The organism is Anaerobiospirillum sp. NML120449 (assembly GCF_023051105.1).
Taxonomy (GTDB): Bacteria; Pseudomonadota; Gammaproteobacteria; order Enterobacterales; family Succinivibrionaceae; genus Anaerobiospirillum.
Map to the genome: position 1 here is coordinate 38,584 of NZ_JALKIL010000001.1, position 15,730 is coordinate 54,313.

6 protein-coding genes and 1 pseudogene are annotated in these 15,730 nt (G+C 49.6%); 4 read left to right on the forward strand and 3 right to left on the reverse strand.

The window, feature by feature from the left end:
* Positions 1-157: 157 nt before the first annotated feature.
* Positions 158-1,873 (reverse strand): phosphoenolpyruvate--protein phosphotransferase, encoded by a 1,716-nt coding sequence (ptsP, locus tag MXE41_RS00085; protein WP_247098927.1) that lies wholly within the window; start codon positions 1,871-1,873, stop codon positions 158-160.
* Positions 1,874-1,876: 3 nt separating this feature from the next.
* Positions 1,877-2,383, reverse strand: a complete 507-nt coding sequence (locus MXE41_RS00090) for a PTS glucose transporter subunit IIA (RefSeq protein WP_246978270.1) — start codon at positions 2,381-2,383, stop codon at positions 1,877-1,879.
* A gap of 3,168 nt (positions 2,384-5,551) precedes the next feature.
* On the opposite strand from MXE41_RS00090, the gene MXE41_RS00095 reads away from it, so the two are divergent.
* Together MXE41_RS00095 and MXE41_RS00100 are read left to right on the forward strand one after the other, a co-directional pair.
* On the forward strand, positions 5,552-6,517 hold the full coding sequence (locus MXE41_RS00095) for an OmpA family protein (protein WP_246978271.1): 966 nt from the start codon (positions 5,552-5,554) through the stop codon (positions 6,515-6,517).
* A gap of 660 nt (positions 6,518-7,177) precedes the next feature.
* Positions 7,178-8,875, forward strand: a complete 1,698-nt coding sequence (locus MXE41_RS00100; protein WP_246978272.1) for a tetratricopeptide repeat protein — start codon at positions 7,178-7,180, stop codon at positions 8,873-8,875.
* A 544-nt stretch (positions 8,876-9,419) separates the two neighbouring features.
* Here the strand turns inward: MXE41_RS00100 and MXE41_RS00105 are convergent.
* Positions 9,420-10,526 (reverse strand): beta-N-acetylglucosaminidase domain-containing protein, encoded by a 1,107-nt coding sequence (locus MXE41_RS00105; RefSeq protein WP_246978301.1) that lies wholly within the window; start codon positions 10,524-10,526, stop codon positions 9,420-9,422.
* 2,087 nt (positions 10,527-12,613) lie between these two features.
* On the opposite strand from MXE41_RS00105, the gene tig reads away from it, so the two are divergent.
* On the forward strand, positions 12,614-14,011 hold the full coding sequence (tig, locus tag MXE41_RS00110) for a trigger factor (protein ID WP_246978274.1): 1,398 nt from the start codon (positions 12,614-12,616) through the stop codon (positions 14,009-14,011).
* Between the two features lie 848 nt (positions 14,012-14,859).
* Positions 14,860-15,471 (forward strand): annotated as a pseudogene (clpP, locus tag MXE41_RS00115) (ATP-dependent Clp endopeptidase proteolytic subunit ClpP); the annotation flags it as partial.
* Between the last annotated feature and the right edge of the window lie 259 nt (positions 15,472-15,730).

The window sequence follows — 15,730 nt, forward strand, 5'->3', positions numbered from 1 at the left end:
CTGTCCTGGCTATGGAGTTTGCAGTACAGCTCCTGTCTGAGCTGGTTTTGGACGTATGTTTTCCAAATGCAGCTGTTTGCCTATAGCTCATGGTGCTTTGGATCATGGCGGCATACTGCAACGGATGTGTCCGGCTGCAAATTAACCTGACTGCAGATCAGATGCGGCTGACCTTGTCAAAGCTGGTACGGCTGTTCTTAAGTTCGTTCTTGCAGACAGCCTTTGAGTTGCGTACACGCTCACGAAGAGCAAGTACGGCACCTGGGGACACTGATAGCTCATCATAACCCATTTCAATGAACAGATCGGTAAGCTCAGGGTCGGCAGCCAGCTCGCCACAGATACCGGCTGGAATGCCGGCCTTATGAGCGTTAACAGCAATGATACGCAATAACTCCAGTACAGCTTCATGATGAGGATCATAAAAGTCACCCAGATCCTGATTCTGACGGTCACAGGCTGTGGTGTACTGGTTGAGATCATTGGTTCCTACGGAGAAAAAGTCGACATGCTGAGCCAGGGATTCAGAGAGAATGGCTGCAGCAGGAGTCTCGATCATGACGCCCATCTTAGGTACTGAATATTCAGTTCCGGCGGCCTTAAGCTCATTTTCCACTTCTGTGCACAGAGCACGTGTCTGCTCTACTTCCTTTAGTCTGGTAACCATTGGAAGCATCATGGCAATGTTGCCACGGGCAGCAGCGCGGTAAATTGCACGCAGCTGAGTCTTGAACAGCTCAGGACGGGTAAGACAGATGCGCAGTGCTCTCATGCCCAGAGCAGGATTCTCCTCCTCCGGCAGATTGAAGTAGCCTACTTTCTTGTCAGCGCCAATATCCATGGTGCGGATAATGACCAGACGACCGTTCATGGTAGAGGCTACCTTGGCATAGGCACGGTACTGCTCTTCCTCATCAGGCGGGGTGTTGCGGCCCAGATAGAGGAACTCGGAGCGGAACAGGCCAATGCCCTCACCGTCATTTTCCAGTACCTGCTCAACATCATCAGGCTGACCGATGTTGGCAAAGGTGTGGACACGGTGACCATCAGGAGTTACACCAGGCAGACCGCGCAGAGCCAGCTGACGCATGCGCTGCTGCTCAAATACATCTTTGTCCTGCTTGAGCTTTTCAAGGGTGGCTTCATCAGGATCAATATAGAACACGCCCTTAACAGCATTGAGAGCAATGTTGTGGCCATTAAGATCCATGGCCGGCTCACCATTACCGGCAGCACGTCCTTCGCCCTCAAGAGCTGCAGGCAGAGTGCTGTGAATGATGAGAGGGATGTTCATGGTGCGGGCCAGGATTGAGGCATGAGAGTTCTGGGTGCCCTTGCGCAGGACAAAGCCCAGAATCCTGGAGCGATCCATGGCCACGGTCTGAGATGGCTGGAGATCATCGGCGATGATAACGCAGCTTTCAGTCAGAGTAACTGACTGACCGCCTCGCAGAATGCGGGCCAGACGGCCGGTTACATCTCTGATGTCAGCTGAGCGCTCTTTCATGTAGTCATCATCAAGAGCCTCGAATGCCTGAGCCTGCTCTTCGCCTACATCAATACATGCCTGAGCTGCAGAAATTCCGCCTTTGCCAATGGCATCACGGATATTGTCCACAATATCCGGGTCTTCAAGCATCATGCGGTGAATTTCAAAAATTTCTGCCTGCTCATCACCAATTTCCTGGCGGGCCTTTTCAATAAGGCCGTCAAGCTCAATCTGAGCCTTATTTAGAGCAAGATCAAAACGGGCCAGCTCTTTGTCAGCCGGCTGGATGGTGTCCTGAGCGGCAGCAGCCTGCTCAGACTTGATGTGCAGAATTTTGCCGAAAGTTATACCGGCGCAGGCGCAACGGCCGCTTCCCTGATACATGAACTACTGCTCCAGTGGCTGTACAGTGCAGATCTGGTCGCCAACAGCAACCTTGCCTGGCTGTGCGAAAGTTACATCTTTGAAATCAGAGGCATTACAGATAACTACAGGAATAAGGTTGGACAGGCCTGCATTGGCGATGATCTGCTGATCAAACTTGATTAATGGCTGACCGGCCTTGACCTCGTCGTCATCCTTTACAAAAGCCTGGAAGCCCTCACCCTTGAGGTCAACAGTGTTGATGCCGATATGAATAAGCAGCTCAACCTTGTCTTTAGAGGTAATGGTTACGGCATGAGCAGTTTTGAAAATCTGAGTAATGACGCCATCACATGGAGCGTAGACGGTGCCGTCCTCACCTGGGCGGAAAGCTGCGGTAGGGCCAAGAACACACTCGGCAAAGGTAGGGTCCGGAACTTCACTGAGCTCGATAATGTCGCCATTAACAGGGGACTTGATTACGATCTCCTCGGCCTTCTTGCCGCCGAATAACTTATCAAATAAACCCATTCGTAACTCCTGAAATCCTTCTTGTGCTGCACAGAGCCTGAACCATGGAATAGTTGCGCTGTTGTCATGTCTCTGTCAGGACGGCCATGTACAGAAGAGCTTCTGCACATGAATAAATGGTTCAGCATTCTGAACCGGTGTGAATACACAGACTGTCCAGTCCATAAGACATAACCAGACGCAAGTTTAATGAGAAGAGAACCGATCTGTTAAGACCGATCCTTTCCCAGCCGAAGAACACTGAGGGGCTTTGCCATCAGCACAGGCGGCAGCTGCACCAAAAAACAATGTGTCATAACCCGTTACGCGGTTTTAACAAACCGTGCCGGGTGCCGGCACTGCAATTACCAACGCAAAATCCATAAAACAGCCCGGTAAAACGCTTACATGACTGTTTGCTCTATCGGCATGTCTGGCATGCCTGAAATTTAATTAATTAATTAGACAGAGATGAATAAGGAAAGTTGCGTAAAGCTGTCTGCAGGGGCATAAAAGTGGAGAGAAAACTGTACGATGCTGCCTGCTGGAATATGGTCTGACCCGTCAGTAATGACCGGAGAATCTACAGAGAATTAATGCATACCAGTGAAAAGCTGCGTCATACCGAAGCTTCTGTTGCTGCCAGGGGCATGTATCCGAGAGCAGGCACAATACAGAAGCTATCATTGATATATTGCGCCTAATGCAAAGAAAAATCACCAGCCAAAACAAAATAGCGTTAGCTGTATCACCAAAATAACCGCAAAAAGGTGAATGCACGGAAATACATTTCAGCCTGACAGCAGCTGTCGATGAGCCTTGCTCTCATCATTAACCATGCATCATGAACCATGAACAACGAACCATGCATCATGCATCATGAACCACGCTGGGGGCAGTTTGCCATGGAATCTGGCCCTCGGCCTTTGGCACATGAACTATGCCCATGGTCCCGGCTCATAGCCAATGGCCCGTGAAACATGCCAGTGTCAGCAGTGGCATTCAACATATCCTTGAGCCCATAGCACATGGCACACGTGCGTCAGCAGTGCATGCTCAGCACTTCAGTGTTGCTCTGCCTGCCTTTATGTCTGCCTTTCTGTCTGATAGCTTCTTACTGTTCCAGAGCATTTACTCCCTGCAGCTATGGTGTCTGGTGCATGTTTTGTCCAAGCATTAGTCTGTGATCGCAAAAGTGCACGTGAACAGCTCTGTCTGCTCATTCTGCTGTGACGTGTTTTAGTGCACTGGTTTAGGGCAGAATGCCAGCTTAAACATTTATAACGATTATGAATATAAATCTGTTCCAGTCACTTTGTATGTTTTATTGGGCAGCCATTAAATGACAATCTATGAACTGTATTATTTACGGTAAAAGGCTCGATGCATGTGCAGGCAGAGAAATATCTGACAAAATTATCCTTACGCTTTGGTGGGTTATGTATGTAAGTTGAACCAAAAATGAGCAAAATGTATCAGTTGCAAGGGGCTAACCAAAAAATAATACAGAGCTCATGAGGGCAAAACTGATGGCAAAGAACGTAGTATTACAAGCGTTTACGGAGGTGCCAATAAAGCACTAAAAGCTGAAATAAATCAGAAAAACAACAACACTTGTATGTTAGAGATGATGTTGTTTGCGAATTTGCCACAAACCGTTATCACTTTTGGGGATTTGGTCATATAATATGCGAACGTTTTTCGTTTGTGTTGCCACGTCTCTATAGCAGTGGCAACGGTTTTAAACGAAAACACCAGATTGTAGTTTCCTCCTGCCTCCTATTCATAGGGGCAGATAGAGCAGGCAGATAACATTTGCGCCATCTCAGCTGAAAATCACACACCACTGATTTGTGAGCAGATCAGTGTCTAAGGAGTAGCGGTATCAGTCCGCATATTTATCAGCAGAGCTTTTGGGCACTTTTCACCTTACTTAAGGTGGCTTCAACGAAAAACAAAGTAATCATCAATGTAAGGCATACAATGAAGTGATATACCTCGTCACTTCATTACCTTGAGCAGCATTGTTTTGAGGATAAAGTCCTTTATCTGCAGCCTGCTCATTACCTTATCTGTATGCAGGTGCTTCAGTGTTCTGCCGCTGAACGTGCCACCTCAAGGCAATATCATGGATCCTTCCGGCCTGTAAATTCATGTTGCAGGTCTGCTTCCCACAGCAAGTCTGTATTTCCATTCTTCCCTCGTGCTTAAAAAACAGCCTGTTTATGCCGTCAGATAACACCGTCCCCTGTTAAATTTAACAAATAGTTTTATTTTACAATACGGTAAAACCAGTATTATTAACTCTGTCCAGGCATTGTGTCTTATTCTTTTATATAGACTTGTAAATCTATAAGCTTCCTGTGGCTGAGCCCGTCATAATATTGCAGATGCATCAATCCTGTACAAAGCTGTATTCAGTGCTGAATCTGGCTGTGTTACGCGATGCTGCAACAGGACAGGTTCAGGCAGGTCCAGGTCAGCTCTGGTCGTGTATTGTTTCAGCTGCTTTTGGCGGCATAAGACTCTTTTCGGGAATGATTCATAGTACTTCCCGGATGAGCCTCTGGATGAACAGGTGGTTTTGGCTGACATAGTTGCTGGAACCTGCAGCGTCTTTTACACAACTTTTGTGGCAATGAGCCCATTGCTGCAATCTTTCAGGTGCGCAGCATGGCGGGTGCTGGTATTATTGCGTTGCTCTTAACTGTCTCCTGAAAGCAGGGCAAAGATAATTGCACTGTCAGTTAATGCCATACCCTTTACCTGTGCATTTGATGTAATTCTGGCTGAAAATTTGCATCATATGACAAGGGTCAAGGGAGTCAAAATCCTAACTGTCTCCGGTACAAACAGCCGGGATTAAGATGCTATAAGCACCGTAATTTATGGTGATCTGACGGCCTGACAAGATTAAGAATTACTATTTGCTCCGTTTAGGCTCACTGTTCTTGAAGTCAGTCACAGCCATACGGATCCGGTCTGCAGCTGGTGCTGCAGGGCGCTATAATATACGTGCTTTACCGGGCACATTTCCGGTAGCAGCCTGAGATGTCAGCTGAATAAAAGCAGCTGGCGCCGCCTATATAAAGCATTCAGTCTGCCTGTTTCATGTCGTTTACATGCAGGCCGGAACGGCCATGGTAAAACAACCATGCCGTTATCAGGAAAAATGGAGAGATATCAGATATGCGTAAAGCTGGTTTATTGGGCATGGGCCTGGCTGCGGTTGCAGCAGCTGCACTTTTTGCCATGCCTGTGCAGGCCCAGGTGCGCTATGAGGCAAGTCTGAGCGATACCACAGCCAAGGACTGGTCATCAAAGTCCTCCAGGATTGCCTGCATTCTCTCTTCTCACATTAAGGGATATGGACGTGCCGACTTTACTTTGCTGTCTGGTGCACAGCGCCGTCTGAGCCTTGAGATTTTCCCTTCAGTTGATGTCAACTCCAAGAGCCTGATGCGTATCATCTCAGCTCCACCAGAGTGGCGTCCACAGGGTATTGAGACTGATATCGGTCAGATTCAGCTCTATCGCGGCTTCGATCCTTTCATTGGTGACTCCGTATCATGGGCTGTATTACGTGCATTGCATAACGGTAATCGTGTGCTCTTCCCATATGTAAGTGAGCACCCTAACTATGCTGAAAGTATTGTTCCTGTATTAAGCCCTATGGGCTTCTCCGCTCCATACAAGGAGTTCGTTGACTGCTCAGCACAGCTGCTGCCATTTGGCTTTAGCGATGTAGGCCTGGTTGCTCTGATGTTCTACGAGACAGAAAACCGTATGACTCCATCATCTGATGCCCGCTTAAGACAGCAGATCGAGTACGCCAAGATCGATAACTCCATTAATAAGATCATCATTTCATCCTTCGGTTCTGGTCATGTTGACAATCTGGACAATATCGAGCTGGCCAAGCGTCGTGCTGAGACTATTTCCAAGGTATTCACCGATGCCGGTATCAAGAAGGATATTATTGAAATTCGTACCTACGGTGATGAGCAGCTGGCCACAACAGGTTATACCATGACAGACCGTCAGCAGTCATCCAAGGCCATTGTTGAGCTCCAGCGCGATCCATTCAAGGTTGACCGCCGTCAGGAGGTGGACATGCCTGATGTAGGTGTACCAGATTCATGGGAGCAGCAGTAATCTGACTCCCCAAGAGGCCGCAGGTGTATTACTGCAGGCTCCTTTAAGCCGGTCATAAACATACATACTCAATCTCAGGTATGTGGCCGGTCACCGGGTGCAAAGCATAAGTCCGGTACGGTGGTGCCTGCAATGCAGGCCTCTAGGACAGCAGTGATCCTGGCCCTTAGCGTGAGCCTGGGCGCTGCTGTTTTGTTTTTCAGCCTCTGCATCTCTACGCTGGCAGAGTCGCAGCTGCCGCAGACCTGCTCAGGTCTGCTCATTTATAAAGTGCCTTTATAAAAAGTGCCTTTCGCAGGCTTTCGGGTGTGCATCAGTGCATGCCGATCGTATGCAGTATGCTGTCTGCATCGTAGATGCCTGCTGCAAACAACTTGTTGTCAAATATGAGCGCTTGCTGACTTCAGTCCCAATGTTGTCTGCCAGCGTTTTACCAGCCAGAAAGTAGAGATGTATGAGCTCAGGAGAGCTTTCACAGCACAGCCATGTAAGCTGTGCAGTTACACGGCATAAGGTGTCCTGCAGCAGCCGGACCTGTGTCAGCTGTGTTGTCAGTAAAGCTGTATATGGCCAGACCTGATAAGCAGTGCGTGTGCAAGAGGTGCGGCTTTCCTGTCTGAGCAGATCAGGATTTTTTTGCAGAAGAAAGAGTAGTTGCTTATGGCTAACATGTTAAAAAAGATTAAGGAAATGGAGAGGCGCGAGCAAAACCGCAATCGTCAGCGTCTGACGATGGTTGCTATGGGCTTCCTGTTTTTCAGTGCTATCTTTTTCGGCGCAATATGGGCTTACATCATGACGGCAGAAAATGCCCGTCAGGAGTTATGTGAGCAGGGCATCAAGTCCATGTCTTACTCGGACTTTGCCAGGGCCCGTGCTTACTTTGAAGAGGCTGATGCCTCTGATGAGCCTTATGCCGCAGAATTTTTAGCATGGCTTAATATCAGCTCAGGCGACTATAAGGCAGCAGCAGCTGCTGCTGAGCGTGCAGTACAGTTCAGACGTCATTCTGCGTATGAGGTTCTGGGCAACCTGGCTCTGATTGGTTTTGGTAAGGCTCAGGGCACTGCAGCAGCCATTTCCTACTTTGAGCAGGGTGCTATCCGCATTGCCAATGATGAGGCAGCTCAGATTAAGGCTGGCACCATGGTTACCGACAACTGGTACGATGGTGATCCTATGAACATGCAGCCTGCCGACATTCGCAAGCGTGCCTCTCAGCTTTTCTCCGCCATGATTCATCGCGCTCTGCCTGTTATTGAAAACAATGAAGAGTTTGTTGATTTCGTACTGAGAGCAAATCAGAAAGGCGCAGATAATCTTGAGCTCATCCTTGGTGACATGTTCTTTGTCGGTAACAAACGTCTGGCATCCAATGCAGAATCGGCTGTAAAGAACTGGCAGGCTGCCATGGACAAGGGTGATGAGAATGCCCTGACCCGTCTTGCCGGTGCCAACTGGCATGGTTATGCCCTCAAGCGTGATCCTCAGACCGCCTTTGATCTGTACTCCAATGCCGCCGGAAAGAACAATCCTGTGGCTCTTTATGCTCTTGGCCTTATTGCCCTGCGCAGCAACTCAACCAATAACAGCAACGTAGCGGTAAAGTTCTTCAGCAGCGCAGCTGCTAACGGTTATGGACCAGCCAGTACTGCTTTAGGTGTTTTTGCCTTTACTGAGACCAGAGCAGCCGGTTCTCTGGGCACTGCAGCTCAGTGGCTGCGAATCGCCGCCCAGGAACAGCAGGATCTGGCAGGCCGCGTAATGTATGACCTGATGCTTATGTCCGGTAAGGGTGTAGGCAAGAACTTCTCTCGAGGCTTTGATGATATGCTTCAGGTAGCTGAGGTATACCGCCCGGCACAGGACATTATCGATTTGCTGCAGAAGAGAATTCCAGCCGAGCAGATTCTGAGTCAGGTTATGATCCTTGCAAACCAGGTCCTGCGTGGACGTGTAGCCTACATGGAAGGTGATCCTGTTTTCGAACTTGAGATTCTGGATCCTACTACCAAGGAGCCAATGTACCGTCCATTTACTTACTACAAGTCCGTAACCACTCTGAGCAAGTCATTTACCGATCATTTCGGTCCTCTGAACTTCACCCGTGTTACCGACTTTAACAAGGTAGACATCGACGGCAAGCATCTGCTCCATCCTTCTCTGGCCCGAGTAATTATTCAGTGCGCTCCGTCAACTGGTGTAACCGGCGGTTTCGGTGGTGACCCACGTATGCCACGACCAGAGCCACCTAAGGTTCCTTCTGTTTATAACATTGGCGACTTTGTACCACCTGTAGCTCTGGTTGAGTCACGTCCTTTACGTGACGACCATGGTCTGTTTACCCGAGTCATGTAATTTAAAAGCACAGCCTCATAACAAGGCTCAAATACAGACTCAATAAAACTTTGAGGCCCGCCAGCGACCTGTTTAAATCAGGAAGCTGACGGGCCTCTTTTTTTCTCAGCTATCCAGATCAGGAAAGCAGCTCTCAGGTAATATACTCTATAAAACGTTTTACAGATAAACCTCAGTTCTGGCACAGTATCCATTGCAACTAAGTAAGATAAAATACTTTATAAAGTATAATCCGTTGTCATGTACTTATGTTGTTCAGGCAGCAGTGTCAGCTGTTATGGATCTTAAATGGATCTAAGCAGGGGCATAACGATCAGCTATGAGTAACAGGCATAGTGCCGTGTCAGCTGGAGCTGGAGCTGGAGCTGGGGCAGGTCAGCAGCGGCCTGGGTGCCAGGAGTTAGCGCTCATAAACAAAAAGCCAGCTCTGTTTTGCAGAGCTGGCTTTATTGAACTGGCAGGGCCTCGTAGTGCGGCGCCATGGCTGTGCCCTATGGGACGTGCATAGTCATGGCTGTGCCCTATAGGCTGTTCAGGACTGAGGTCAGTCGTCAGTGTCGGCCTGAGTAATAACGTGAGTTCCGCTGACAATCGCCTGATCAAAGCGCTGAGAACCACGGATAAAGTCGGCAAGTTCTTTAAGGGCAGGCTTGTCGTTCATCTCAGAAAACTCAAGGAAGCGGGCCTTGTCCTGATCGCTCATTTTGTGCAGTCCAGTACGGGTCAGCAGGTTGAAGTTGTCATACTTGAGAATCATGGCAAAGGCTGAGCCAAAGAGCTCGCGGGCCTGATTGAGGTGGGCTGTATTGATCTCCTCGGTGCTCTTGCCCTGGTAGATAAGAGGCAGAGTAATCTCAGCAAGGGTGGACAGCATAGGCTGAACCATAGGGTTTACGGCATGTCCGGTTACATGAGGGGCAAGTCCGGTACGGCCGTGGAACTTGTTGAGATAGAGGTAATGGCAGATACGTTTGCCATCGTTAACCGGGTAGTTGTCCCAGATAAATGGCTTTCTGCCGAGTAAGCGGGTTACCTTTTCAAGATGCTCAGGGGTAATGTCTTCAGAAAGCACCATAGGTCCGGTCCAGAAGACCTCAACGCGTTGTGGCAGATCTTTCATTAGCTCATCGAAGTAATGCTCAGGGCGGGCACCGAAAATCTTGTCGAGCACAGGATCGTCAGTATAGTAGGAAGGGCAGATGATAAAGTGCTTTACATGCTCAGGCAGGTGCTTTTCCACCTCAGCGATAATGGCATTCTGAACGGCGCCTACATGTTCAGAGTCCTTGAACATGTCATCAAAGAGCAGACAGAAGATTTCACACTGGGAAATTCGGCACAGAGAGCTTACGCGCTCAAGCAGCTTTGCCTTGTCTTCACCCCATGTTGATGTCAGATTCAGCGGTGACAGAGCTACGCCAAAGTCCAGTCCTGCCTTGTGGGCGTCAGCTGCAAAGGAGGAGAGACTGGTTTCGTATTCTCCTGTGATTTCATTGCGCCAGTCATCTCGCAGCTGCAGATCAGCCTTGGGAGCATATATGTAGAATGAGTAACCACTCTTCTTTGCAAAATCATAAAGGTATCTACGCTCATCATCACTGTATGGGCGGCCGTAGAAGCCCTCGATAATTCCCAGATATGTACTGTCCATCACAGATTAAACTCCATCCTAAAAGCTAACCCTCGAGCCCTTTGAGGCCCACCTCTGATACATATTTCCAGCAAAGATCATTGCAGGAAAACTCATCTTATGACTGCAGACGCAGCAGGAAATCATTGTGTCGACATATGCACAGTTACAGGTGCTGCAGTGTTCTGCCATGGCGTTACCGTCGATATGACAGAGTGCTGTTAAGGCGTTACCGCCGGTATGGCAGTGTGCTGTTAAGGCATTACCGCCGGTAGGGCAGTGCGCTGTTAAGGCGTAACAACCGGTATGGCAGTGCGCTGCTGAGGCGTTACCACCGGTAGGGCAGTGCGCTGTTAAGGCGTTACCGCCGGTATTGCAGTGCGCGGTTAAGGCATTACCGCCGGTATGGCAGTGCGCTGCTGAGGCACATTTTGCCAGTCTGGCAGATCTGCCTTGACAGCCGTGCTGGGCACCGTCTGCTGCCGGGCATTGGTTGCATTATTACTGGTTGTTATCTTGACCCGTTGTTCCGGACCTGTGGTAATAATGCTCCGGTATGAGGTGTTGTTGCCAGTGAGTGCTCTGCTCTGGCATGTCTGAGCAAAGGCAGACATGTTAAGGCGGCCCACTGAAACAGGGTTTTGCGCGGTTTCAATGTCCAGGCAGGCGTATCAGATGCTAATTTTTTTCATGGTCATTTTGTTATGGCACCGTGCAATTGTCAATCGCTAACAGGTACAAGCATGAGCCACTGCACAATGTCTTCTGGCTGTGCCCGCATGTAAGGCACTGATCCTCAGCATGTTATGGAATATCACTTGTGGGTCCGACACGCAAAACATTAAAGGCACGCTCTACCCTCATGTGGGCCCGTCATGGATCCTTATAACTGCTATGCCATGGCACCGCCCCTGGCCTCAGCATTCCCTCCCTTTTTATCCGCGTGCAAGATACTGGCGTATCTGCACATCAGGATCCTTTTTTCGGCATTTAATCCATGAGCATTGTTATGGCTTTGTATGCCGCGAGCATAGTGCTGGCGTTCGAACAGTAAGTGTTGCTCTGGCTAATGGTCAGGAGGATGTGCCTTATCACGCATATCCATATGCAGCTCCATATGCATGGGGATGGGGCCATTACGACCTTTCAGGCCTGCTTTGTGGCCCTCAGGACCATTCTGGCCGGTCATGACATTCAAGGCGTGTTGTGGCCTCATATGGGCATCTGGCATGGGGACAGAGCGCGCTCATAAAGTGCTTATGAGGGCTGTATGTGCCATTATTGACCGGGCCGGGGCGCAGATTGCGGTGCTGTATTTTGATGGGCGGGCTAAGGCACTGTTGTCCGGGGGGTGTCATGGCTGGGCAGATTATGGCAGGACTGTTCGATTGTGGCAGGGCTGGGCAGGGCGGGGCACGTGAAATCTGACGGCATATGCTGCCGGGAAACGGCGCGCAAGGGAGGTATGGGGCTGCTTTATGAGGTGCAGGTCAGCTGCTGACAAATAAGGGGGTGATGCTGTGCAGTATGGGATTCAGGCATCAGGTGTCAGGGGCCTTTTGTATGTTATATGTGGCTTTTGGCTGGCTATACTATTATAATCTGTTGGTTTTATGGCCTGGCAATGCCAGCTTAAAAATAAGACGTTCACTCAGCATTGTGCTGGGAACTTGGTGCACCAAGTGGCAGTTTTTTGGGCAAAACAGCATTTTTTCAGTTAAACACTTTAAATATGCCTGGTCCAGCCCCATATAAACTATGGTTAGCCCAGTCTGACAGTACTCTTTTCAGGGAGTGGCTGTGTCAGAAGTACTTAATCTGTTTGACTGTATGGCACTTTTAGGCCTTATGGCGTGACAGTGATGTCAAATCTTACAGATAAGGGCAAGAACTGCGACTTGGTGCGGCAAGTGGTCTTATGACCAGTTTGCAATTGCATAAAACCGGCTCACACCATAACCACGAGGCAGTGAGTCTGTCACCAGGACCATACGGAATTAGCTGCATGATGCCTCATGCTTTTTAAGCTTAAATCCGTACAATAAGTCCCCGTCAGCTATGACCGGGTAATGAACATAATTCTGCACTCTTAATTTTGAGGTTTAACAATGCAGGTTACAATCGAGAATTTATCCTCTATTGAAGTTAAGGCTTCTGTTGTAGTCCCAGGTGAGAAGACCAAGGCAGCTTTTGATAAGGCCTTCAAGGAAGTTTCCTCCAAGGCCCGCTTCGACGGTTTCCGTAAGGGCAAGGTACCAAGAGATACCATTCTGTCCATGTACGGTCAGACAATCGTTTCAAAGACCGTTGACCAGCTGATCAATGATGGTATTTATTCTGTCTATAACCAGTTAGGCCGTCGTGTTGTCTCTGATCAGACCCCACGCCTGAGCTTTACAAACAAGGCCTTCAAGCAGGGCGAAGATTTTACTTTCGAGGTTTGCCTTGATGTTATCCCTGCTTTCGATGACTATGATTACAAGAGTGTAAATGTCGATTTCTACAATGTTAACGTTGAAGAGTCAGATATTGATACCGTAGTTGAGCAGCTGCGCAAGCAGCAGTCCAGACTGGAAGTTGTTGATGGTGCCGAGATTGCTGAAGGTACTGTTGCCAACATTGACTTCCTGGGCAAGAAGGACGGTGTTCCATTTGCCGGTGGCGATGCAAAGGGCTTCAACCTCGACATCGACAATGCTCAGATGATCCCTGGCTTTGTTGAGCAGATTAAGGGTCACAAGGCTGGTGAGGAGTTTGTTATCAACTGCAAGTTCCCTGAGGACTATCATGCAGCTGAGCTGGCTGGTGCTGATGCCACCTTTGATATCAAGGTCAACACTGTTTCTGCCCGCAAGCTTCCAGAAATCAATGATGACTTCCTTAAGGCCTACGGCTTTGAGGGCAAGAGCGTAGAAGAGTTCCGCAAGAACCTGCGCCAGAACCTCGAGCACCAGGCTGAAGGCCGTACTGTTCACTTCAATGTAAAGAACGCCCTGAAAGCCATTATTGACGTGCACGGTGAGTTTGAAATTCCTGAGTCCATGATCACTGAGCTTGCTAACCGTCTTGTCAAGTCTCAGTTTGGCAATCAGTTTGACTCCAAGCCTGATGTCAAGGAGAAGTTTGTAGAGTCCTACAAGATCTTGGCTGTTGATGAGGCTCGTGAGCAGTGCGTATTGCGCGACCTTATGGAGAAGGGCAAGCTCGATATCAATGTGACCGATGACGATGTTCAGGCTGTAATCAACAAGATGGCCAGCGACTACGAGGATCCTGAGGAGTTCAAGAAGGAAGCCCGCAAGAACGAGAAGATGCACTCCAATATGGCAAGCATTGCCGGTGAGAAGAAGCTTGAGACCAAGCTGAGCGAGCTGTTAAACGTTAACAACGTAACCAGGAACTTCAGCGACTTCCAGAAGATGCTTATCGAGTCTGAGCAGGCTGAGCAGGAAAAGATGAATGAGCGCATGCTTAAGTTTGTCCAAAATAACAAGAAGGAAGACTAATTCAGGCCCATGCAGTATCACTCTGCTTTAATCCTGATACCTGAATGAACAGACCCGGCATTGCCGTAAGGCTAAATCAGCTGGTAATTTCACAGGCACAGTCTTGCGTAACAGGTCCGTTACGCCACGGGTTAATATCCCGTCCATAATACTTTCAAAGGCTGTCACGCTTTCCGGCGCGACGGCCTTTATGTTTTGTGACCACTCAATTTGCAACCCTGGCCTGCCTCCACTCATCTCCCGGCCGTAATGGCAGCAGGCAGCAGCCTGGCATGCCATCGGCCGCAAACTGGTTGCCGCTGCATGCATGCCGTTGCCGTGCGTTCGCGCCTTGGAGATTGATGTGCAGAATGCGTCCCGATATGCTCTGTTGCGTTGCCTGGTAACAGTGGCTTACCGGGCTCAGGCAGGCTGTGGGCACGTGACGATCGGGGTGCTTTGCCATCCAGGGCTTGTGGAGACAGGGGCTTGCATGGCATGCCTGGTGCCAATGGGGACACTTTATTGCCGGTGCGGGTACGCCTGTTTGCTATGCCGCTACTGTTTCCTGCAAACCTTGCCTTAAATAAGCTATAATCTCTATCTTGCAGTCCATGTGACTGCACCGGCATCGTCATTAAGTGCCGGTGGTATATTGGAGTATCAGCAGTAAGCTGTGTGCTCCTGCAAGGCACAGACGGCAGGACCGTCTTTGTAAAATGCACATGATGACGGAGATCTCCTTTGTTATGTGCCAGTATCCACAGTCTGCAAGCTGTGGGCGTGCATGCAGGAGTTGCGCTGTGTTCTGCGCTGCCGGTTCAGACCGTCAGTTTATTTTTCGGGTAATTTTGGGAGTTGAGCGCTTCATGTCCGGTATAGACCTGCAAACAAGAATGTCCAGTCTCGTTCCGATGGTAATTGAGCAAACGGGACGCGGCGAGCGTTCTTTTGATATCTACTCGCGCATGCTGAAGGATCGCGTGATCTTTTTAACCGGCGAAGTACAGGATCACATGGCTGATCTCATCATTGCTCAGCTGCTCTTCCTCGAATCCGATGATCCAAACAAGGATATCTACCTTTATATCAACAGCCCGGGCGGCGTAGTAACCGCCGGTATGGCCATTTACGACACCATGCAGTACATCAAGCCTGATGTCTGCACTCTGTGTATCGGTCAGGCCTGCTCAATGGGTTCTTTCCTGCTGGCCGGTGGCGCCAAAGGCAAGCGTATTGCTCTGCCCCACTCACGCATCATGATTCACCAGCCGCTGGGCGGCTTTAAGGGTCAGGCCACTGACATCATGATTCATGCCCGTGAGACCGAGCGTATCAAGCAGACTCTTACTTCCATTCTGGCCGAGAACACCGGTCAGCCACTGGACAAGGTCATGGCTGACTGTGAGCGTGACAACTTCATGTCCGCAGAGGAGGCTCTGGCCTACGGTCTTATTGACCGCGTTATTACCCGTCGTGGCGAAGAGGGTACTGAGCGTAAGGATCCTCCTCCATCAGGTCCATCAGGCCGTTCCGGCAAGAAGTCCGGTGGCGATCCTGAGGGCGACGGCCCAGGCCCTGCAGGTCCTGGCGGTGGTGGCAGTGGCAGCGGCCGCAAGGGTCGTTCCCGCTCCTCAACAAAGATGTCAGCTCCAATGGCCCAGATTTTCAACTCTCTGGTCAATGCCGCACCAGCTGCAGGTCAGAGCGGTGCTGAGGCATCATCAGACAGCACTGTTA